Genomic DNA, 21,783 nt, shown 5'->3' on the forward strand with positions numbered 1-21,783 from the left:
ACAATCTGGCCTGTTGGAATATCCAGTTTCGAAGAGTTGAGGTGGTCCAGTTGGACGGAGCCGCGCGCCGCATCATCGCGGCCATCAAGGAGCAGATCCACAGCGGCGCCTATCAGCCTGGCGACCGTCTGCCGTCGACCCGGGTCTTCGCCGCCGAATGGGGGGCGTCGCGCGCGACGGTGACGGCGGCCTACAGCCAGCTCATCGCCGAGGGGTACCTGATCTCGCGGGCCGGGGCGCGCGCTGAAGTGGCCCAGGGGCTGGGGGCCACGGTGGCGCCCAAACCCGCCATGGCGGCCGCGCCCCGTCACCTCTCGGCCTTCGCGCAACGCCTGCTCGGCCTGCCGGTGCCAGCCCTGGCGCAGCCGGCGCGGGTTGCGGATTTCCGCTATGGCGATCTGTCGGGCGCCGACTTTCCGGTTCTGGCCTGGCGGCGCGCGATGAACAGGGCCAGCGTGCGGCGCGGCGCGCGGCTGGCCTATGGCGATCCGCAGGGCTCGGCCGATCTGCGCGCCGCGCTGCAAGGCTATCTCTGGCGGGCGCGCGGCATCTCCTGCACGCCGGACCGGATCGTGATCGTCAACGGTTCGCAGCAAGGGCTCGATCTCTGCGCCCGGCTGCTGCTCGATACGGGCGACCGCTTCGTCATCGAAAACCCCGGCTATTTGCTTGCCCGCCAGGCCTTCGCGGCGGCGGGCGGTGTCGCCACGCCCATTGCCGTCGACGGCGACGGGCTGAGGACGGACGCGCTGCCGCCGGCGCGGCTCGCCTATGTGACGCCCTCGCACCAGTTTCCGCTCGGCGGCGTCCTGTCGGCGACGCGCCGGCGCGCGCTGCTGGCCTGGGCGGCGCGGGAAGCCGCCTATGTCATCGAGGACGATTACGACGGCGAATACCGCTACGACGTCGCTCCCATCCCGCCGCTGCGGACGCTGGACGCGGATATGGTCATCTATGCCGGCACGCTGTCCAAGACGCTGTCGCCGACGCTGCGGCTCGGCTATCTCGTCGTTCCCGCCGGCCTGCGCCAGGCGTTCAGCGCGGCCAAGCGCCTGACGGACCGGCACTCGCCGCTGCTGGAACAGGACGCGCTGGCCGACATGCTGGCCAGCGGCGCTTACGAGCGCCACGTGCGCGCCATCCGCAGGAAGAACGCCGAGCGAAGGGCGCTGCTGCTGCGGGCGCTGGCGGACAAGCTCGGCCAATCGGTCACCATCGAGGGCGCCGGCACCGGGCTGCACCTGGTCATCTGGGTGAACGGCGTCGGCGCCGATCGCGTCGCCTCGATCGTCACGGCCGCGCAGGCCGCCGGGATCGGCCTCCATCCGGTGGCGCCGCTTTACGACCCGGCTGGGCCACAGCCGGCCGTGGCGGGGTTCATCCTCGGCTATGCCGGGCTCCACGTGGATGCCTTGCGGCAGGGCGTGGCGGTGCTGGCCACGGTGTTGGCCGGGTTCCGCTGAAATCAGCCGAGAAGGTTGCGCGCCGTGCGCATGAAGATCTTCGAGCCGATCGGGATCAGGTCGTCGGGAAAGTCATAGTCGGGATTGTGCAGGGCGGGGTGGCGTTCGCCGGCGCCGAGAAAGAACATCGCCGAGGAGGCGCTGTGGCCGAACAGGCCGAAATCTTCCGAGGCGCGCATCGGCAGGGCTTCCTCGCCATGCGCGACGCTCTCTTCGTCGAGGGCGCGCCGCAGATGCTCGACCGCGTCGGGCGCGTTGACGCTGGCGACGAAGATCTCGTGATAGTCCCAACTGGCGGAGAGGCGGTGCCGGCCGGCAATCTCCTTGACTAGCGTTTCGGCGGCGGCGCAGAGGTCCGCCATGCGCTCGTCGCGGCGGGTGCGCAGCGTCGCCCAGACCTCGGCATGGGCAGGCGCGATGCCGAAAACGGCTTCGCCCATCTCAGCATGGGTGACGGTGATCATGGAGAAGTCGTCGTCGGCGAAGGTAGCGCGGCCGAGCGCCGGCAGAGCCGGCATCAGCTCCGATATCGCCGGCATGGGCGAGGTGCCGGTCTCGGGCATGGAGGAGTGCGCGGTCTTGCCTTCCAGCACGATGCGCATGCCGCGCGAGGCGCAGTTGACCACGCCGGGCTTGAGCCTGACCTCGCCGAACGGCACGCCGGGCAGATTGTGCAGCGAGAAGGCGAAATCCGGCGCGATCTCGCCGAAGCGCGGATCGGCGACGACGCCGGCCGCGCCATTGCCGGTTTCCTCCGCCGGCTGGAACATCAGCACGACGCGGCCGCTGGCCGGCCGCTCGCGGCCGAACTGGCGGCCAAGGGCTGCCAGGATCGCCGTGTGTCCGTCATGGCCACACATATGAGATTTTCCAGGCACTTGCGAGGCATGCGGCACGCCCGACAGTTCCTCGATCGGCAGCGCGTCGAGTTCGGAACGAAACAGGACGGTCGGTCCGTTTTTGCCGCTGTCGTAGACGGCCGCGACGCCGTGCCCGCCGAGCCCGGTCAGCACCTTGTCCGGCCCTGTGTCGGCGAGGAAGGCGACGACCTCTTTCGCCGTCTTCTCCTCCTCGTTCGAGATTTCGGGCTGCCGGTGCAGCTTGCGCCGCCATTCGGTCAGTTCGACAATATCGCGATTGGTCAGGGTCATGCTTTTCGGCCTCCGCTGCATTCCCGTGCTAGCGATAAACGGCCGTGCCGGCCACGGTCCAACTTCCGGGCTTTGGCGGGCCAGAAACCTTCGCACCCGTTATTTCACGCGGTTGGGGCAGAGCGCCTTGAACGGGTCCAGCGTGTGGTCTTAACCGGAAGCTCCTCCCTTTGGCCGGGAGGATCGGCGCCTAACAAGGCGCGGTCAAGACCCGTTGCACCAGCGCCTGCGGCGGCTGGCCCAATCGCCTTGGCCTACGAACCGGATGGTCATTATGAGACGATTGTTTATAACGGTCGCTGAAATCGCCATACCAAGGGGAGACGATGCGCTACATACGTCCGCTTTCAATCGAAGACGCCGTCGGCCAACTGGCCGGATCGGCCGGCCCGGCCGCCATCCTTGCCGGAGGCAGTGACCTCCTGGTGAGGATGAAGGGCGGCTTTGTCGAACCCGAACTGATCATCGACATCAAGTCCATCGCCGGCTTGCGCGACATCAGGGAAACCGCCGAGGGCTTCAGCATCGGTGCCGCCGTGCCTTGCGCCGTGCTGGGCGAGAACGCCGCGCTGAAGAAGGCGTGGCCAGGCGTCGTCGAGGCGGCGAAGCTGATCGGCTCCAAGCAGGTGCAGGGACGCTGCACGATTGTTGGCAATCTGTGCAACGCCTCGCCGGCGGCCGACAGCGTGCCGGCGCTGGTGGCGGCAGGTGCGAAGGCAGTGGTCGTCGGCCCGTCGGGCAAGCGCACCATTGCCGTCGAGACCGTGCCGACCGCACCGGGCCGGACATCGCTCGCCAAGGGCGAGATCATCGAGGCGATCCTGCTCGGCAAACGTGCGCCGCGCTCGGCCGATGCCTATCTCAGGTTCATTCCGCGCACGGAGATGGACATCGCCGTGGTCAGCGCCGGCGTCAACCTGACGCTGGACGAGGCGGGCGTCGTGACGGCGGCCCGCGTGGCCATCGGCGCCGCGGCGCCGACCGTGCTTCTGGTGGAAGAAGGGGCCGAGGCCCTGATCGGCCGCAAGCTCGACGAAGCAGCGCTGGAGCGGCTGGCCAAGGTCTGCGCCGGGGCCTGCCGCCCCATCGACGACAAGCGCGGCACAATCGAATTCAGGCGCAAGGTTGCGGGCGTGCTGGCCGGGCGGGCCGCACAGACCGCCTATGCACGTGCAGGAGGCAAATGATGGCTGGCGTAGCGGTTTCAACCACGATCAACGGCGACACGATTGAGTATCTCTGCCAGCCCGACGAGACGCTGCTCGACGTGCTGCGCGACCGGCTCGGGCTGACCGGCGCAAAGGAAGGCTGCGGCACGGGCGACTGCGGCGCCTGCAGCGTCATCCTCGACGACCGGCTGGTCTGTTCGTGCCTGGTGCTCGGCGCGGAAGCGGAAGGCCGCCGCATCGAGACCGTCGAGGGCATGGCGCATGGCGACAAGCTGCACCCGCTGCAGCAGAAGTTTTTGGAGCATGCCGCACTGCAATGCGGCATCTGCACGCCCGGTTTCCTGATCGCGGCCAAGGACCTCTTGGCCAAGAACCCCGACCCGACCGAGGAGGAAATCCGCTTCGGCCTGGCCGGTAATCTCTGCCGCTGCACCGGCTATGACAAGATCGTGCGCGCCGTCCAGGACGCGGCAATCGTGATGAAGGGAGCCTGAGATGAATTTCGATCCGCGTTTTTCGGGGCGTAAATTCGCATCCGTCGGCACGCGCCCGATCCGTCCCGACGGTGTCGACAAGGTGACCGGCCGCGCCCGCTACGGCGCCGACTTCAACATGGCCGGCCAGCTGGTCGGCCGCGTGCTGCGCAGCCCGCACGCGCATGCCAAGATCAGGAAGATCGACACCTCGAAGGCGGAAGCGCTTGCGGGCGTGAAGGCGGTGATCACGGCGAAGGACCTGCCTGACCTCACCGATGGCGATGCCGCCATGTACGACATCCTCGACAATTGCATGGCGCGCACCAAGGCGCTCTATGACGGCCATGCGGTGGCCGCGGTCGCCGCCATCGATGCCCGCACGGCCAGGCAGGCGCTGAAGCTGATCGAGGTCGATTATGAGGTGCTGCCGCATGTCACCGATGTCGACGAGGCGATGCAGCATCACGCCCCGCTGATCAACGACACGGTCTTCACCGAGGGGCTGGAGGAAAAGCCGGTCAAGCCGTCCAACGTCACGAAGCGCTCGCAGTTCGGCCATGGCGACGTGCATCAGGGTTTTGGGCACGCCGATTTCATCGTCGAGCGCTCGTTCAAGACCGAGCAGACGCATCAGGGCTATATCGAGCCGCATGCCTGCGTGGCCAATGTCAGCTCCGACGGCACGGCGGATCTGTGGGTCTGCACGCAGGGCCATTTCGTCTACCGCCAGCACTGCGCGCAGCTGCTCGGCATGGAAGCCTCGAAGCTGCGCGTCACCTCCTCGGAGATCGGCGGCGGCTTCGGCGGCAAGACCCATGTCTGGGCCGAGCCGGTGGCGCTCGCCTTGTCGCGCAAGGCCGGCCGCCCGGTGAAGCTGGTGATGACCCGCGACGAGGTGTTCCGCGCCTCCGGCCCGACCAGCGCCACCTCGATCGACGTCAAGATCGGCGCCCGCAAGGACGGCACGATCACGGCCGCCGAAGCCACGCTGCGCTATTCCGCCGGCCCCTATGCCGGTTCATGGGCCGAGATCGGCGCCATGACGGCGTTCGCCTGCTATCGTCTCGATAACGTCAAGACGGTGGGCTACGAAGTGCTGGTCAACCGGCCGAAGACCGCTGCCTATCGCGCGCCTTCGGCGCCGATGGCGGCCTTCGCGGTGGAAAGCGCGGTCGACGAGCTCGCCAAGGAGCTCGGCATGGATCCGGTCGAGTTCCGCATCAAGAACGCCGCCCAGGAAGGCACCCGCTCATCCTACGGCCCGGTCTACGGCCCGATCGGCATCGGCCCGACGCTGGAAGCGGTGAAGGCCCATGCGCACATGAAGGCGCCGCTGAAGAAGAACCAGGGGCGCGGCATGGCCTGCGGCTTCTGGTTCAATTTCGGCGGCCAGACCTGCGTTGACCTGAACATCGGCATGGACGGCTCGGTGTCGCTCGCAGTGGGTACGGTGGACGTGGGTGGTTCCCGCGCCTCGCTGTCGCTGGTGGCGGCGGAGGAACTGGGCATCGACTATTCCCAGCTCAAGGCTGTTGTCGCCGACACGTCGAGCCTCGGCTACAACGACATGACCGACGGCAGCCGCGGCACCTTCTCCTCCTCGATGGCGACCATCTCGGCCGCCCGCAACGCGATTAAGATCCTGCGCGAGCGCGCCGCGCAGATGTGGGATATCTCCGTCGACGACGTCGTCTGGGAACAGGGCCACGCGGTCGCCAAGGGCGAGAAGCACGGCAATCTCGGCAAACTGTCGCTGAAGGAGATCGCGGCCAAGTCGGGCACGACAGGCGGGCCGATCGCCGGCCACAGCGAGCTCGTCGCCGACGGCGCCGGTGTCTCCTTCGCCACCCATATATGCGACGTCGAGGTCGACCCCGAGACGGGCGCGACCAGGGTGATCCGCTACACGGTGGTGCAGGATGCCGGCAAGGCGGTGCACCCGACCTATGTCGAGGGCCAGTACCAGGGCGGTGCCGCGCAAGGCATCGGCTGGGCGCTCAACGAGGAGTATATTTACGGCAAGGACGGCCGGCTGCAGAACGCCGGCTTCCTCGACTACCGCATCCCGGTGTGCTCCGACCTGCCGATGATCGACACGCAGATCCTGGAAATCCCCAACCCCAACCACCCCTATGGCGTGCGCGGCGTCGGCGAAACCTCGATCGTGCCGCCGCTGGCGGCGATCGCCAACGCGGTCTCGAACGCGGCGGGCGTGCGCATGACCCATATCCCGATGTCGCCGCCAAGGATCCTCGCGGCGATCGAGGCGGAACGGGAAGGGTAGGGCGAGGCTCCGGCGCGCGATGGTCGAAGTCACGCTCTGGGGCGCGCTCAGCCAGCTTGCCGGGGGGCGGAGCAAGGTCGAGGTCGAGGCCAAGGACATCAGGGAACTGTTCAGGAAACTGGCTGAACAGTATCCCGGCCTGGAGCCGTGGATCGATCGGGGGATCGCGGTGGCGATCGATGGGGTGATTTATCGGGATACTTGGGGGAAGAAGTTGCCGGAGGGGGCGGAGATTTTTTTGCTGCCGAGGTTGGCTGGGGGGTAGGGGGAGGAACCTCTTCGTTAATATCGACGGATTGAGGTCGACTCCGTCAGGACGTGGATTCAACGATTAGGCCCGATGCCTAGTTCGTCACTATGACTCTTCAATGCCATTGTATTCTGCTTTATCATCCATTTGACTACAATTTAGTATGCCAAATTAATTGGGTGGAAACTGATGCCAGACTGGCTGCTTGTTGCTCTCTTGATCGCAGCTCTGTTGCTGGTACCACTACTAGGAGTTTTGTGGATAGAGAATAAGCGCCGTCAGATCGGGCCGGCTTCCTTTCTTGTTGTTAGTTTCGGTGATACAAGATTAATTACGTCTCGTGATGGGATCAAGAAAGTATCTTTATTGATATTTCCCCTTTATATCATCTATGAATTTCTTCCAATCCCGTTCATCTTTCCGTTCTTAGTATTTATACTATTTATCTACGTGCGGCGTCTTGGTACTCAGTCAACTGTAGATTTTTCGGAACGGAGCCAAAAGGTTGCCGATGCGCTTCAGAAGATTCAGCTGGAGGTTGCCAACGCAAAGTCACACATCGAGCAGCTTGCTCGAGAGGTGGTTACACGACAGGCTGAGATCGAGGAGGGAAACCGAGTTAAGGACGCCCTTATAAAAGAGATCGACGAGAAGCACAAAGAAGGTGAAGAATGGCAAAAGCTAACTGAATATCAGAAGGAGTTGGTTATCGACGTCGCCAAGGATGCTTTCAGCAAGAAATCGTCTTTGCAGCTGATGAGTGTTATCATTGGAAGCATCGCTCTAAATCTGACAGCGAATGTGGTCTGGGCTTTGATGGGTCAACCTGGCGGCGAGAAGTTAATAGGGGTCTTCGAAGGTTTTCGGACTTTTGTCGGACTCTAAATCCTGACCTTGACTGGGCTGCAGATCAGGCGCGAGCCGGCGGAACGGCGGAGCCTTTTCTAATTCAATTACACGGGCTTGGTGGCTGTGGGCTCGTTCTTAGCACGGGCCGCGTGAAGCTTGCTGTTTCGAACTCCTAACTTTTAGGCCAGCTTTGCGGCCTGGTCGACTAGGAGTTCAAGCGTGAAGCGAAAATTAGTGGGATAGTTTGATGGCAGACGTTTCAATTACGAAGGCCGATCTACAAGTTTCGATCTCGAACGGATCCTTTGCAGCAGAAATACCGGACCTGGAGTTTGGCACGCTCAAAAATATTGGCTCGCTCCTGGCAAGCCTTCACAACGAAGGCTCGCAGGACATTATTATGTATTTCGAGAAGTTGGACTGGGACAAGCTGCCTGACCGAAATCGAACGCGAATGGCGCATGTTCTTGAGGGATTTTCGGCATCAGTTAAAGATACGTCCGAAAGTATTACCCCATTCTTTCATGTCATGCATAATAACGTATCGAACCATAACACATATCATGTGGACAGGGGGTTCGAATCTTGGGTGTCGGCAAACCCGTCGCGAATTAGTGAGGTTGTCACGCTTATAGAGGATGGCAATCACGACAGCCCATTCGTAGGAACGATACTCCGCATTTGGAGGGCAGCGGCGCCTATTGATGCGCTGAATGCCACGATTCTATTTTCGCAAGACAAGCGCCCCGCTATCAAACGCCAGGCAGTCTTCGCACTAGGCGACTTTAAATACGGTGATGAAAGGGAAGCTGCCCTCGCAGAGAGGCGGCTCGTCGAGTTGCTCTCGTCTGACAATATTGATGATCAGCGTGTCGCGATTGCAGCGACTGGCCGCATGCTGGAAAAACAGGTCGATAAGTCTGTTCGGCTGGTGACGGAGCTTGAAAAGGCAGCTAACCAGCCGAGCGCAGAGGTTCGTCATGAGCTGATCGCCGGTGCTGCTTACCACCGCGATGCGTATCCTCCCTTACTTTGGGATAAAGTGTTGGCGTTGATGAAAACGGTCCAAAGTAACAGCGGCGGCACACTCGATCTGATTGATCACGCTCTTTACAATATGGACATCGAGAAGGACCGCGACACTGTTTTTGAGACGCTTACGGCAATCCTCGGTCAGGAAACCGGTGCTCCAACGCTAAAGGTGTTTGATTCACTCGTGTACAAAATAGAAGCTGCGGCAGATGGACTGGCCGGCTGGTATGCGGTGAGTTGGCTTCTTGATGGACAGTATAAGATCTGTAACCAGCTTAGTTCACTTTTTCCCCCGCTGGACATATCCATCCATGATTTTGATCTCGATGCGTTTAAGCTGAGTGCGCCGGATATCTTCTACCTGACGCGTAAGATATTCGCCTATCTGATGTTCAGTCATGGTCCGGCGGTTTCCCTGTTGTGTGCGTGCCTGATGTCGTTGGATCTGAAAAAAAGAAAGGTACTTGAAACAGAAATCGCAGCCTTTTGGCTGCGCAACTATCCAAGTGACCTCGAACTGTTTGATGCGGCTTACAACACCTATCCCCGTGACGGGCTTAAGCCCTCAATTGAGCGGATGCGGCGACACGTGAATTCTTACGCGAAACCATTGCACGCGCTGCCAAACAACCCTGCGCTCCGACCGTCAACAATGGAACGGCGCACACAAGCTGAGATTTCGCACGAACGCAACAAAGAGATTGGCCGAGCCGCAGAGCAAAATTCGTTGCTCTCATCGTTGTTTAGCAAAAGCACTCTTCTCTATGGGCGCTCATCCATCGCCTATATTTATTCAGGTGGGTCTGATGAACCGATCCGTCAAGTGATTCCGATGCAGAGCTTTCAGACATCGGCAGCGCTGCCGCATATGGATATTCTGTATCCGACGCGTCTCCAATATATGATTTATCGATTTCGCTTGGAGGGGCGGCCTGAATGAAGCTCCTCCTGAGACAATATCTGTCATCCTTAAATGAAAGAGACGAACTTGACGTGGTGTTACCTGACATCATGAGCGAGGTAGGTTACACCGTTATCTCACGTCCTAAGCGCGGCACGACGCAATATGGCGTCGATGTTGCGGCAGTCGGTCCGCATCCGAAAACGGGCCAGAAGTCCTTGTTTCTGTTGTCAATCAAATCGGGTGATCTGACCCGAGACGAGTGGGCAACAGGAAAGCAGGCCTTGCGGCCTTCGCTCGAAGAGGTCATCGAAGTTTACATCCCGAAGCATGTGCCCACTCGGTACAAAGACCTGCCAATTATCATCGCACTCTGTTTCGGCGGTGACATTCAGGAAGATGTGCGGCTTCGAGTTGATGCCTTCATTGATAAAAATACAACTCCTGGAAGGTTGGAGTTTGAGGAGTGGAACGGAGATCACATCGCAAATCTGATCGCTACTGGTCTGCTGCGGGAGAACATTTTCCCGAACGCAATGCAGGCATCATTTCGAAAGGCTGTTGCTCTTGTTGATGAACCGAGTGTTTGCGTGGCGCATTTCCACGATCTGTTGCAACAGCTGATTCATACCTCACCGAAAAATCTTGCTGAGCGCTTGCGGATCGCGCGGCAGATTTATCTCGCCACTTGGACCATCTTTGTCTGGTGCCGCGATGCAGAAAATCTGGAAGCCGCCTATCGAGGAAGTGCTCTAGCAACTCTCCGCATGTGGGATCTGTGCCACGCGCATTTTGGCAGGACCAAACTGTCACAGGCACTCACAGAGGTAACGCAAAAAATGATTTTGCTGAGCCGCATTATCGCCACGACCTTCATCGAGCAGCACGTGGAGCCTTACTGCAAGACGGTAGACGGTCTTGGCGTTTCCGTCCCGTCCGCCTCAAGCGTCGACATCAATTTGAAATTGTTCGAGATACTCGGGCGTGTCGCAATGAGCGGTCTATGGCTCATTCATGTAAAAGCGTTCCAGGTGGCCCGCATAAATCCTGATCACGAATCTGCACTAGATAATGAGTTAAAAAAATGTGAGACCCTGATCTGCGATATGATTAGACAGAATCAGGTATTCTATACCCCCCTGCGCGATGATCACGCGATAGAGATCACTTTGGTCGGTATTTTTCTTATACAATGCAATGCGCATGAGTTCATGGCTAACTGGGTAGAGCAGATCACATTATCTTCGATTTTTAGCCACAGAACTAGCGGGCAGTATCCATGCGTTTTCCGTGAATATGCAGACCTTGCAATGCATCCAAAATCAGGTGAAGGCTATCGGGAGGAAGCGACGGTTGGGAGCGTGCTCTATCCCACGCTGGGTGTATGGTTGGCGATGCTCAACGATAATTCTAGCTTCCGTAACCTCGCTGAATTTCATGCAAAGAATATGAAGCACAGCACTTGGCAACTATGGCTACCAGACGAGACTTCAGAAGAGCACTTTTATGTTGATTCTGCAGTGCACGGCTCTTGTATCGCACCACTGACCACATCGGGGGGGCCTGAAGCGTTTCTCGAACAGATTAACAGAGAGATTGTTGCTTGTACCGAGTTTGGCGAGCTTTCAGCTGTGCAGTACGGGCAATGGCCGATAGCACTCATGGCGTGTCAAATCCATCGTCTTCCAATTCCACCTCATTTTTTGACGATGAGGTTGCTTCCAGGCGAAGCCGATGTTGAAGCTTTGGACGATACATCTGATCAGGGTGTAGAATGATCTGAGGTGCGCAATTGGGCTATGCCGCCAACGCACCGGTGTTGTTCGTGACGTGGCTCCTGATTGCGAGACCCCGTGACGGTGAGGTCGCGCGCCTGGTATCCACATGAAGCAGCTCGGTCGACCGCCTCCGCCTGCCTCACAGCTTCCGCAGCGTCGCCGTAATCGCCGCAATCCCCACCTCGATTTCGCGCCTGCCGGCCAGCATCGCATCCCGCGCCACACCTTCCAGCATCGAGCGCAGCAGCTCCGCCTGGCCGACCAGCACCGCGTCCTTATCCGCCAGGGCGGCGAGCGTGCCCGCTTCCTCGCGGTAGCGCTGGGCCTTGCCGTCGCTTTCGGCACCGCTGGTGCGGAGCTGGCACTTCCAATGCGCCAGCCGTCGAATTGTTGAAGCTTGATCGCCGCCCATGCATTATCCCCTGACCAACACCATTCGACACGGAGTCGCCACCCATTGAGCGTAGCCTTTGCCAAGGAGGAAAGTGCTGAGGCGGCGTCGGAAACCGCCCTGCCGGCTCGGCCTATTTCCAATCGGATCAACCTCGTCACCGAGGCGGGTCTCAAGATGTTGCATGATGAATTGGCGCGCGCCCGGCAGGCACTAGAGGCGGCCAGCGTGTTGGAGGATGTCAATGAGAGGCGGCGCCAGTCGGCGGTTCCGGTTCGAGATGTCACCTATTATGCCGAACGCGTCCGCACGGCCCAGCCCATGCCGGTGCCGACGTCTCATGAGGTGATCGCCTTCGGGCACACCGTTACTTTCGCGCGTGATGATGGCCGCACCCAGACCTTCCGCATCGTCGGTGAGGATGAGGCCAACCCGGCGCAAGCTTCCATATCGCATGGTTCGCCGGTCGCGATCGCGCTGATCGGCAAGGCCGTTGGCGATGTTGTCCAGCTGGGCCCGCGCGAACTCGAGATCCTGTCCATTTCCTAGCAGACCACCCCCGCCGCCTGCGCCCGCATATACACCAACCCCGCAACCGCCAAGTCCCCCACCGCCAGCCCTCGAAAAACAAACGCCGTAGCCTCGCCTTGGCTCCGTCTCCCCACAAAATCACCGCACACCAAACCCGTCAGGTCGCCTGCGACCATCGTGGGATCAACCATCGGCCTGGCCATGTTTTTCTCCTGCTCCAGATCATCCACGATAATGCGATCAAAGCGGGGCATCGTCTCGGGCAGCCAGGGGAGGGCCTGGTCGGTCATCACGGTGAAGCTTCCCGGCTTCAGCCAGTTGGCGTCGAGGAACGGTTCGGGTTTGGGCACCAGGGTCACCGTCGTCACCACCATGTCGGCGCCTTCGATCGCAGCCTGTGCCGTGTCGCAGGGGATTGCTTCCAGACCCCGCGACCGCGCCATCTGGCAGAGTGCGTCGCGGTTGGCGGTGCCGCGGCCGAAGGCGCGGATTTCGCGCAAGGGGAAGAGGTCGGCGAAGGCTTCGAGGTGGCCGCGAGCCTGCACGCCGCAGCCGATGAAGGCCAGGGATGACGCATCGCTTCTGGCCATTTGCCTGGCGGCGACGGCGCTCAAGGCGGCCGTGCGTTTCTCGGTCACCCAATTGCCGTCGACCAGGGCAAGCGGCAGGCCGGTTTCGGCGTCGAGCAGTGTGATCAGGGAATTCAGCGTGGGCAGTCCGCGTGCGGCGTTGCGCGGATTGACGACCAGCGACTTGGTGGCCAGCACGGGCGGCGTGGACGCAACGCCGAGCGTCGCCATGATGTAGCGGTCGTCGCCCGGCAGCACGACCGCCTTCGGCGCGCACCAGACCTCGCCCCGCCGCTGGCCTGATATCTGGCGTTCGATCTCGTCGACCATGTCGGCGGTGGAGATCGACAGGCGGTCGAGCAGCGCGGACGACAGATAGGGCAAGGTCTCGGCGGCCAAAGGTTGGTTGTTCATCTTGTCATTCCTCATGGGATCCTCAAACCGCCGCTTCGCGAGAGCCCCCTCATCGCGGGTCTGGACGCCCTCACGCTTTCAGCGTCGGCTCCGTGTTCACCTCCAGCGCCTCTTCCGCCTCATCCTCTTCCCCCAGCACCTCGTCATGCACGCCCAATGCCTTTCCGATCCAGAGCGGGTCGATCAGATGGTCGCGCTTGGGGTTGGTGGTGTTGGGGTGGATGAGGACGCTGAGGCCGCCATGGTTCAGCATCAGCCAGGGCACCAGCGTGGCGAAGATTTCGGTGGCGAAGGAGACCTGGTACATGGCCTGCTCATGCGGGCCGACCGGCTCGTCGCGCCAGCTGCCCAGGCGCACGCGAAACCGTTCGGCGATGCGCTGGCGCAGCCATTCGGCGTATTGGCGCTGGGCGGCGTCGCCGTAATAGATATGGGCGTGGTAGCTGGCGATCTCGGCGAGGTGTCTCGGACCGGACGGTTGCCCGGCCGGCGTTGAACTGGCTTTGCTCATCTCGATGCTCCCCTGGTGACGCCCCGAGGGAACTGTAGCCGAAGCGCGGGCGGCTTGTCTGTAGCCCTGCTCAGCCGGCGCGTTTCCAGCAGGCGATGACATGGCCTGCTTCAACTTCCCGGGCGACAGGTTCGGCCTTGCGGCAGGCGTCGTCGGCCAGCGGGCAGCGGCCGGCGAAGGCGCAGCCGGCAAAGCTGACATCGAGGGCAGCATCGGGGCCGGCTTCGATGGCGGCTTCCGCCATGGTCCGCCCCTCATTGGAAGACGCCGCCAGCAGCATTTGCGTGTAGGGGTGGTTGGGGCCGGCGAAAATCTGGTCGGAGGAACCGGTCTCGACCAGGCGGCCGCGATAGAGCACGCCGATGCGGTCGGCCATATAGCGCACGACCCTGAGATCATGGCTGATGAAGAGATAGGCGGTGTCCTTCGTCTTCTGCAGATCGTTGAGCAAATTGAGCACGGTCGCCTGCACCGAGACGTCGAGCGCCGAGGTCGGCTCGTCCAGCACCACCAGCCTCGGCAGGCCGGCGAAGGCGCGGGCGATGGCCGTGCGCTGGCGCTGGCCGCCCGACAGCGTGCCGGGTTTCTGCTCCGCCGTCGCGCGGGCAAGGCGCACCGAGGCCAAGAGGTCGCCGACGCGCTGCGGTACGGCGCGGCGCGGCAGGCCGGCCAGGCGGCGCAGCGGCCGGCCGAGGATGCGGCCGATGCGCTGGCGCGGATTGAGCGTGCGGTCTGGCGACTGGAACACCATCTGCACGTCGCGGCGCTCGGCTGGCTGGCGCCGCTCGACCAGCGGCGCCACGGTGCGGCCGAACAGCTCGACGCTGCCCGCCGTCGGCGGCTGCAGCCCGGTGACGATGCGGGCCAGCGTCGACTTGCCGGAACCGGACTCGCCGATCAGCCCGAACGTCTCGCCGGCGGCGATGTCGAGGTCGAGGCCGTGCAGTACCGGCTGGCCGCCGAAGGATTGTCTTATGCCGCGGCAGGAGACGGCGATCTCGCGCGGCCGGGCGGGGAGGCTATCGGTGGCCGGCGGGGGCGAGGCGAGGTCGATGGGGCTCGCATCCTCGGCCAGCCTGCCGTCGCGCTTGGTGCGGGTCAGCGTCGGGATCGCCGCGACCAGCGCCCTGGTATAGGCGTGGCGCGGGCTGTCGAACACTTCTTCGGCGACACCCGTCTCGACGATCGCGCCGGACTGCATCACCGAGACGCGGTCGCAGGAGCGCCTGATGAGGTTGATGTCGTGGCTGATCAAAAGGATCGAGGTGCGGTGATCGCGGCGCAGATCGTCGAGGATGGCGATGATCTCGGACTGGACGCTGGCGTCGAGCGCCGTGGTCGGCTCGTCCATCACCAGCAGCGCCGGGTCGAGCGCGATCGCGATGGCGATGTTGGCGCGCTGCTGCATGCCGCCCGACAGTTCGTGCGGATAAAGTTTTAGCACGCGCTCCGGATTGGCGACGCGGACGCGGCCGAGCAGTTGCGCCGCGCGCGCCTGCGCGTCGTCGTGATGCATCGGGCGGTGGCGCAGGATCGTCTCGGTGATCTGGCCGCCAATGGTCATGCTCGGGTTCAGCGCCGAACCCGGATGCTGGTAGACGGCGGCGATGCGGTCGCCGCGCAGCCGGCGCAATTCGACGGCGGAGAGGTCGCGGATCTCGCGGTTCTCGAAGGCGAGTTGCGCGGCCTCGACCCGGGCGTGCCTGGGCAGATAGCGCAGCACCGCCAGCGCCACCGAGCTCTTGCCCGAACCGGATTCGCCGACCAGCCCCAGCGCTTCGCCCTGGCCGATCCCGAGCGAGATGTCATCGACCGCGCGGTGGATGCGCCTGGCGCCCCGGTAGGAAACCGAGAGGTGCTCGACGTTCAGAACCGAAGACGACGATGAAGAGGACATGCCCGAAACCACTTTCTGTCCGCGCGGCGATCGGGGGCAATCGCTTCCGCTTTCACATAGAACAATCTCTATAAAATTACTCGAATTAAGTCCGGGCGCAATCTAACTTTTACCGACTGGAAGGTTTTCACGGCACGGCCACACGCCGCCGCGCCTGATGATTTTCGCATGGACAGGGAAGGCTACCGGCATGTCGCACATGATCCTCAGCGCGTTCTTCTTCAACCCGCAGGGCGACCACCGCATGGCCTGGCGCCACCCCCGCGCGCCGGGGCGCGAGGTGCTCGACTTCGACTATTACCGCGAGCTGGTGCAGGCGGCCGAGCGGGCCACGATCGACACCATCTTCGTCGCCGACCACGTGTCGATCTGGGATTCGGTCAAGAGCGGCGTCGCGCACTACGCCAATGCGCGGCTGGAACCGCTGACGCTGCTGTCGGCGCTGGCCGGCGTCACCAGGCATATCGGCCTGATCACCACGGCGTCGAGTTCCTACAGCGAGCCCTACAATGTGGCGCGACTGTTCGCCTCGCTCGACCATATCTCGAAGGGCAGGGCGTCGTGGAACGTCGTCACCTCTGCGATGGACGAGGAGGCGCGCAATTTCGGCCGCGACGGCAATATCGAGCACGCCTTCCGCTATGAACGCGCCGGCGAATTCCTCGATATCGTCAAGGCGCTGTGGGACAGCTGGGAGGACGAGGCGCTCCTCATCGACAAGGAGACCGGCTATTTCGCCGGCCCCGACAAGGTCCATCCGATCGACCACAAGGGCAAGCATTTCAAGGTACGCGGGCCGCTCAACGTGTCGCGGCCGCCGCAGGGCCATCCGCTGATCGTGCAGGCCGGCTCGTCCGAGGACGGCAAGAATTTCGCCACCGTCCAGGCCGACGTGCATTTCGCCATCTTCTCCACACGGGAAGACGGCATCAAATACCGGCAGGACATCAACGAGCGGCTGGCCCGCCACGGCAGGCGGCCGGAAAGCTTCAAGATACTGCCCGGCATCCTGCCGATCGTTGCCGCCTCCGAGGCAGAGGGCCGCGACAAGCAGGAATACCTGCAGACGCTGCTGCCCGACCAGGTCGGCATCGACCTGTTGTCGAGCTGGAGCGGCATCGACCTCTCCGTCTACCCGCCTGATGGCCCGCTGCCGCCGCTGCCGGACGAGAGCACCTTCAATGGCGGGCGCACCTCGCTCAACCGCGTCAAGCAATGGTCGAAGCAGAACCTCAGCCTGCGCGACATCGCCCGCAAGCTCGCCAACAGCGGCTCGGTGCCGACGGTGGCCGGCACGCCGAAGCAGATCGCCGACCAGTTGGAAGACTGGTACGTCGCCGGCGCCTGCGACGGCTTCAATCTGATGTTCCCGCTGCTGCCCGAGGACTGGGTGAATTTCGCCGAGCAGGTGGTGCCGGAACTGCAGCGGCGCGGCCTGGTGCCGACCGAATACGCGCCCGGCACGCTGCGCGACCGCTTCGGCCTTGCCCGCCCCGCCAACCGCTTCGCCGAGCAGCGCGCCAATCAGCGCGCCGTGTCCTGAGAGGAAAAGCCATGACCGCCGCGCCGAACCTCCAGCCCCGCGAAGCCACCGCTCCGCGTCTCGTCAATGTGCTGCACAGCCCCAAGCGTGTGCGTGTGAAATTCGGCGGCCGCACCATCGCCGACAGCCGCAACGTGCTGGTGCTGCGCTCCAACCATTTCCTGCCGATCTATTTCTTCCCGCCGTCGGCGGTCGATCCTTCGGTGCTGAAACCGTCGCTGCATCGCGAGCCGCACGCCGTCGGCGGCGAGACCGCCTATTGGGACATCGACAGCGGCGACAAGCGTGCCGCCAATGCGGCGTGGTCGTTCACGGCGCCGCCGGATGAAAAACTGGCGCCGCTCGCCGGCCGCATCGCCTTCACCTGGAAGGCGGTCGACCAGTGGTTCGAGGAAGAGGAAGAAGTCTTCGTCCACGCCCGCGATCCCTATGCCCGCATCGACGTGCTGCAGAGTTCGAGCCATGTCGAGGTCTGGTTCGACGGCGAGATCATCGCCGACAGCCATCGTCCGGTGCTGCTGTTCGAGACCCATCTGCCGACGCGTTTCTACCTGCGGCCGGAGGACATCAGGCTGGAGCGGCTGACGGCGTCCGGTTCGACGACGCGATGTCCCTACAAGGGCATCGCCTCCTACTGGTCGGGCCTTCTCGGGGATGGTTCGGTTCGCCCCGACATCGCCTGGAGTTATCGCGAGCCGATCGACGAGGTCGCGAAAATCAAGGGCCTGATCGCCTTCTATCCGCAGGCGGTCGACCGCATCCATCTCGACGGCCAGCCGGCCTGACGGCGGCTTTTTCCCAACTTCCCATTCAAGAGAGAAAAACAATGACGAAACGTTCCGACATCGATCTTCTGCGCGATCAATCCGGCGACATCTGGAATGTCGCGGTGGACGAATACGCGCAAGGCTTTCTCAAGCGCCGCGACCTGCTGAAATACGCGGCACTTCTCGGCCTCACCGGCTTTGCCGCCTCGCAGGGGCTGTTCACGCCAGGCGCGGCGCGCGCGGCGACTGCCGGCGGCACGGTGCGCGTCGGCCTCGGCCAGCCGACCAAGGCGATCGATCCCGTCACGATCACCGATCCGGCCAGCATCGGCGTGATCAGCCAGGTCGGCGAGTATCTCATCCTCGACGATCCCAAGGACGGCCTCCAGCCGAAGCTTGCCCTGTCGTGGGAAGCCGACGAGACCGCCAGGCGCTGGACCTTCAAGCTGAGGCCAGGCGTGAAATTCCACGACGGCCGCGCCGTGACCGCCAAGGACGTGGTTGCAAGCTTCGAACGGCTGGTCGATCCGGCCAGCGGCTCGTCGGCCTTGTCGGCCTATAAGGGCATCCTCTCCAAGGGGGGCGCCAAGGTCGTCGACGATGAAACGGTCGCCTTCGATCTCGACCAGTCGAACAGCAACTTCCCGTTCTATGTCTCCTCCGACGTCTACAACGCCGTCATCGTGCCGGCCGACTATGCCGGCGACTTCGAGAAGACCTTCAACGGCACCGGCCCGTTCAAGCTGGAATCGTTCCGCCCCAAGCAAGGCGCCAGCTTCGTGCGCAACCCCGACTATTGGGGCGACAAGGCGCTGCCCGACCGCGTCGAGATCAAGTTCTTCGACGACGAACAGGCGCAGGTGCTGGCGCTGCAGGCCGGCCAGCTCGACGTCATCCCGAGCACCACGCGGCTGGAGCTGGCGATCGAGGGCAACCCCAACTTCAAGCTGCTCAGCGTGCAGGCAAGCTCGCATGATCCGGCGCATCTCAGAACCGACCAGGCGCCGTTCACCGACAAGCGCATCCGCCGCGCGCTGGCGCTGACCATCGACCGCGAGGCCGTGGTCAAGGGGCTGCTCAAGGGCCGCGCCATCATCGGCAACGACACGCCCTTCGCGCCGATCTTCCCCTCGGCCGATCCGTCGGTGCCGCAGCGCAAGCAGGACATCGCCGAGGCCAAGCGCCTGCTCGGCGAGGCCGGCGTGCCCAATGGGTTCGAGGTGACGCTGACCACCGAGCGCGCCTATGACATTCCCGATTATGCGGTGATCATCCAGAATTTCGCGAAAAAGGCCGGCATCGACATCAAGCTCAACGTGCTGCCGCAGGATGCCTATTACGGCTCGGCGACATTCGGCTCCTCGCCGTGGCTGGACTCCAATCTCGGCATCACCGATTTCGGCCATCGCGGCACGCCCGACATCTTCCTCAACGCGACGCTGAAGAGTTCGGGCGCCTGGAACGCGGCGCATTTCAACAATGCGGACTATGATGCCCTGCTCATCGACTACGGCAAGGCGCGCGACCTGCAGGCGCAGCGGCTCGCCGCCGGCAAGATCCAGACCCTGCTGCTCGACGAGACGCCGCTGATCATCAGCTATTTCTCGCAATACAGCCGCATCGTCAGCGCCAAGGTCGAAGGCGTGCGCTTCACCGCCATCTCGCATCTGCTGCTCGACAAGGTGTCGTTCGTGTGATCGCCTCGATGGCGGTCGTCAGGCCCCTGGCGGCGCGCGCGGGTTCGCTGCTTCTGACGCTGTGGCTGGTCAGCGCGCTGGTCTTCCTCGCCGGGCAGGTGCTGCCCGGCGATGTCGGCCGCGTTATGCTCGGCCCGTTCGCCGATGCGCAGGCTGTCGCCGAACTCAACCGCAAGCTCGGCACCGACCAGCCGATCCTTGCGCAATACTGGCACTGGTTCAGCCGGGCGATATCGGGGGATTTCGGCCAGTCGCTGTCGATGCGCGCGCCGGTGGCGCCGTTCGTGCTGGAGAGCATCAGGAACTCCGCGGCACTCGCCGGCGTCGTGCTGTTGTTTCTCGTGCCGATCGGCATCGGCGCCGGCGTCGTCGCCGGCCTGCGCTCGGGGAGCCTCGTCGACCGGGTGATCGTGCTCACCGGCGTCTCGCTCTCGATCGTGCCGGACTTCGTCTCCGGCCTTTTGCTGCTGATGGTCTTCGGCCTATGGCTGGCCTGGTTTCCGATCACCGGCGCGGCGCCGCAGGCCTCCGGCTTCTGGACGACCGGCTACTACCTCATCCTGCCGGCGCTGCCGCTGGTGCTGAACCTGATCGGCTATGTCGCGCGCATGACCAGGGCCGGGGTGATCGAGGCGCGTGGCGCCGACTACACCCGCACCGCCATCCTCAAAGGCTTGAGCCCCTCGCAGGTGCTGTTCAAGCACGTGCTGCGCAATGCGTTGGTGCCGACGGTCGCCGTCATCGCCACGCAGAGCGGCTTCCTGCTCGGCGGCCTGGTGGTGATCGAGGCGCTGTTCGGCATACAGGGGCTCGGCAATCTTGTGTTGAGCGCCGCCAAGGCGCGCGACTTTCCGATGCTCGAGGCCGGCGTGCTGGTGATGGCGGCGATCTTCGTGTCGACGGCCGCGATCGGCGATCTCCTGCAGGCGCTGCTCGATCCGCGCCAGCGCCGCCGGAGCGCGCCATGACCGATCTGGCGCAATCCCCGGTGCGCGGCGACATCAGGCTCTCCTGGACCGGCAGGTTGCGCGGCCTGATGCCCGATGTGGCGCCGTCGACCGTGATCGGTTCTGTGGTGCTGCTGTTCTGGGTCGCCTGCGCGCTGTTTGGCGCGCTGTTCGTGCCGTTCGATCCCTATGCCGAGGATTTCCTGTCGATGATGACGCCGCCCGACGCGGTGCACTGGTTCGGCACCGACCAGCTCGGCCGCGACGTGCTCTCGCGCATCATCGTTGGCTCACGCGACATCCTTTTGGTGGCGCCGCTGGCGACGCTGGCGGGTGTTGCTTCGGGCAGCGTCATCGGCCTGGTGCTCGGCACCTTTGGCGGCCTGGTCGATGCCGTCGGCGCGCGGCTGCTCGACGCGGTCATGTCGCTGCCCTTCATCGTGCTGGTGACGATGGCGCTGGTGGCGATCGGCCCGTCCAACCTCACCGTCATCGCGGTGATCGGCCTTGCCTATGCGCCGCTGGTGGCGCGCACCGTGCGCACCGCCGCGCGCGAACAGCGCGAGCGCGACTATGTCAGCGCCGCCCGGCTTGCCGGCGAAGGGCGGCTGGCGATCATGTTCCTGGAAATCCTGCCCAATGTCCGGGAAACCATCCTGATCGAGCTGATCACCCGGCTCGGCTACGCCTTCTTCTCGATCGCGACGCTGAGCTTCCTCGGCCTCGGCATCCAGCCGCCATCGGCCGACTGGGGGCTGGCGATCGCCGACGGTTACGGCTTCCTCACCGGCGGCAAATGGTGGGTGGTGGTGTTCAATTCGGCGGCGATCATTTCGCTGGTCATGGCCACCAACCTCATCGCGCAAGGCATCGGCGCTTTCGAACAAGGCGACAAATAGGCTGTGGGCGCCATGCAATGGTCGGCTATTCGATCGAATTTCTTTACAACCCGTTAATTCGGCCATGCATCAATAAGCATCTGCTAATTATCGGTGCGCGTGGGGTACGCAATGACCAAAAATCTCGGCAATGCACGCTATGTGCCGCCCAAGGACACGAGCATTTCCTTGTTCAGCAGGGTCGCGCCGGCGCTGTTCCCGCTCGTCGCGGCGGCGTTGGGCTACTTGATCGGGCGGCAGTTCCTCGGCCTATAGGACCATAGA

At 63.2% G+C, this 21,783-nt stretch carries 20 protein-coding genes; 15 read left to right on the plus strand and 5 right to left on the minus strand.

Going from position 1 to position 21,783, the window contains the following annotated elements:
* Nucleotides 1-41: 41 nt before the first annotated feature.
* On the plus strand, nt 42-1,463 hold the full coding sequence (locus EN808_RS16765) for a PLP-dependent aminotransferase family protein (protein WP_245525086.1): 1,422 nt from the start codon (nt 42-44) through the stop codon (nt 1,461-1,463).
* A gap of 2 nt (nt 1,464-1,465) precedes the next feature.
* Here the strand turns inward: EN808_RS16765 and EN808_RS16770 are convergent, their stop codons facing one another.
* Nucleotides 1,466-2,614: an amidohydrolase gene (locus tag EN808_RS16770; RefSeq protein ID WP_135916420.1), complete on the minus strand. Its 1,149-nt coding sequence runs from the start codon at nt 2,612-2,614 to the stop codon at nt 1,466-1,468.
* Between the two features lie 326 nt (nt 2,615-2,940).
* On the opposite strand from EN808_RS16770, the gene EN808_RS16775 reads away from it, so the two are divergent.
* The 7 genes from EN808_RS16775 to EN808_RS16805 all read left to right on the plus strand — a co-directional run bounded on the left by EN808_RS16775 (nt 2,941) and on the right by EN808_RS16805 (nt 11,353).
* Nucleotides 2,941-3,801 (plus strand): xanthine dehydrogenase family protein subunit M, encoded by an 861-nt coding sequence (locus tag EN808_RS16775; protein ID WP_135916421.1) that lies wholly within the window; start codon nt 2,941-2,943, stop codon nt 3,799-3,801.
* Nucleotides 3,801-4,277 carry a (2Fe-2S)-binding protein gene (locus EN808_RS16780; protein WP_127277000.1) on the plus strand — a complete coding sequence of 159 codons (477 nt, stop codon included), beginning with the start codon at nt 3,801-3,803 and terminating at the stop codon, nt 4,275-4,277. Before EN808_RS16775 ends, EN808_RS16780 begins: the two co-directional genes overlap by 1 nt.
* Before the next feature lies 1 nt (nt 4,278).
* On the plus strand, nt 4,279-6,543 hold the full coding sequence (locus tag EN808_RS16785) for a xanthine dehydrogenase family protein molybdopterin-binding subunit (RefSeq protein ID WP_135916422.1): 2,265 nt from the start codon (nt 4,279-4,281) through the stop codon (nt 6,541-6,543).
* A gap of 19 nt (nt 6,544-6,562) precedes the next feature.
* Nucleotides 6,563-6,808: a MoaD/ThiS family protein gene (locus EN808_RS16790; protein ID WP_135867353.1), complete on the plus strand. Its 246-nt coding sequence runs from the start codon at nt 6,563-6,565 to the stop codon at nt 6,806-6,808.
* A 174-nt stretch (nt 6,809-6,982) separates the two neighbouring features.
* On the plus strand, nt 6,983-7,678 hold the full coding sequence (locus EN808_RS16795) for a hypothetical protein (RefSeq protein WP_135916423.1): 696 nt from the start codon (nt 6,983-6,985) through the stop codon (nt 7,676-7,678).
* Between the two features lie 211 nt (nt 7,679-7,889).
* Nucleotides 7,890-9,614: a hypothetical protein gene (locus EN808_RS16800; RefSeq protein WP_135916424.1), complete on the plus strand. Its 1,725-nt coding sequence runs from the start codon at nt 7,890-7,892 to the stop codon at nt 9,612-9,614.
* Nucleotides 9,611-11,353, plus strand: coding sequence for a hypothetical protein (locus tag EN808_RS16805; RefSeq protein ID WP_135916425.1), 1,743 nt, complete (start codon nt 9,611-9,613; stop codon nt 11,351-11,353). Before EN808_RS16800 ends, EN808_RS16805 begins: the two co-directional genes overlap by 4 nt.
* Before the next feature lie 139 nt (nt 11,354-11,492).
* Here EN808_RS16805 and EN808_RS16810 read toward each other — a convergent pair whose 3' ends face one another.
* Nucleotides 11,493-11,765 (minus strand): hypothetical protein, encoded by a 273-nt coding sequence (locus EN808_RS16810; RefSeq protein WP_135916426.1) that lies wholly within the window; start codon nt 11,763-11,765, stop codon nt 11,493-11,495.
* A 45-nt stretch (nt 11,766-11,810) separates the two neighbouring features.
* On the opposite strand from EN808_RS16810, the gene greA reads away from it, so the two are divergent.
* Nucleotides 11,811-12,293, plus strand: a complete 483-nt coding sequence (gene greA / locus EN808_RS16815) for a transcription elongation factor GreA (protein WP_135916427.1) — start codon at nt 11,811-11,813, stop codon at nt 12,291-12,293.
* Here greA and EN808_RS16820 read toward each other — a convergent pair.
* The 3 genes from EN808_RS16820 to EN808_RS16830 all read right to left on the minus strand — a co-directional run bounded on the left by EN808_RS16820 (nt 12,290) and on the right by EN808_RS16830 (nt 15,666).
* Nucleotides 12,290-13,258 (minus strand): ornithine cyclodeaminase family protein, encoded by a 969-nt coding sequence (locus tag EN808_RS16820; RefSeq protein WP_135916428.1) that lies wholly within the window; start codon nt 13,256-13,258, stop codon nt 12,290-12,292. The genes greA and EN808_RS16820 overlap by 4 nt on opposite strands.
* Before the next feature lie 70 nt (nt 13,259-13,328).
* Entirely contained in the window at nt 13,329-13,769 is a 441-nt protein-coding gene (locus EN808_RS16825; protein WP_135916429.1) for a DOPA 4,5-dioxygenase family protein, read from the minus strand.
* A 70-nt stretch (nt 13,770-13,839) separates the two neighbouring features.
* A complete protein-coding gene (locus EN808_RS16830; RefSeq protein ID WP_135916430.1) occupies nt 13,840-15,666 on the minus strand; it encodes an ABC transporter ATP-binding protein in 1,827 nt (608 codons plus the stop codon).
* A 190-nt stretch (nt 15,667-15,856) separates the two neighbouring features.
* Here EN808_RS16830 and EN808_RS16835 point away from each other — a divergent pair, with 190 nt between their 5' ends.
* From EN808_RS16835 to EN808_RS36340, 6 genes are all read left to right on the plus strand, one after another.
* Nucleotides 15,857-17,209 (plus strand): LLM class flavin-dependent oxidoreductase, encoded by a 1,353-nt coding sequence (locus tag EN808_RS16835; RefSeq protein WP_135916431.1) that lies wholly within the window; start codon nt 15,857-15,859, stop codon nt 17,207-17,209.
* An 11-nt stretch (nt 17,210-17,220) separates the two neighbouring features.
* The gene (locus EN808_RS16840) at nt 17,221-17,994 is read left to right on the plus strand and encodes a DUF427 domain-containing protein (protein ID WP_135916432.1); all 774 of its coding nucleotides are present in this window, start codon (nt 17,221-17,223) and stop codon (nt 17,992-17,994) included.
* Between the two features lie 41 nt (nt 17,995-18,035).
* Nucleotides 18,036-19,673, plus strand: a complete 1,638-nt coding sequence (locus EN808_RS16845) for an ABC transporter substrate-binding protein (RefSeq protein WP_135916433.1) — start codon at nt 18,036-18,038, stop codon at nt 19,671-19,673.
* Between the two features lie 8 nt (nt 19,674-19,681).
* Nucleotides 19,682-20,641: an ABC transporter permease gene (locus tag EN808_RS16850; RefSeq protein WP_135916434.1), complete on the plus strand. Its 960-nt coding sequence runs from the start codon at nt 19,682-19,684 to the stop codon at nt 20,639-20,641.
* The gene (locus EN808_RS16855; protein ID WP_135916435.1) at nt 20,638-21,519 is read left to right on the plus strand and encodes an ABC transporter permease; all 882 of its coding nucleotides are present in this window, start codon (nt 20,638-20,640) and stop codon (nt 21,517-21,519) included. Before EN808_RS16850 ends, EN808_RS16855 begins: the two co-directional genes overlap by 4 nt.
* 111 nt (nt 21,520-21,630) lie before the next feature.
* On the plus strand, nt 21,631-21,774 hold the full coding sequence (locus EN808_RS36340) for a hypothetical protein (protein WP_167531334.1): 144 nt from the start codon (nt 21,631-21,633) through the stop codon (nt 21,772-21,774).
* Nucleotides 21,775-21,783 lie beyond the last annotated feature (9 nt).

Source organism: Mesorhizobium sp. M8A.F.Ca.ET.165.01.1.1 (assembly GCF_004792065.1).
Classification (GTDB): Bacteria; Pseudomonadota; Alphaproteobacteria; order Rhizobiales; family Rhizobiaceae; genus Mesorhizobium.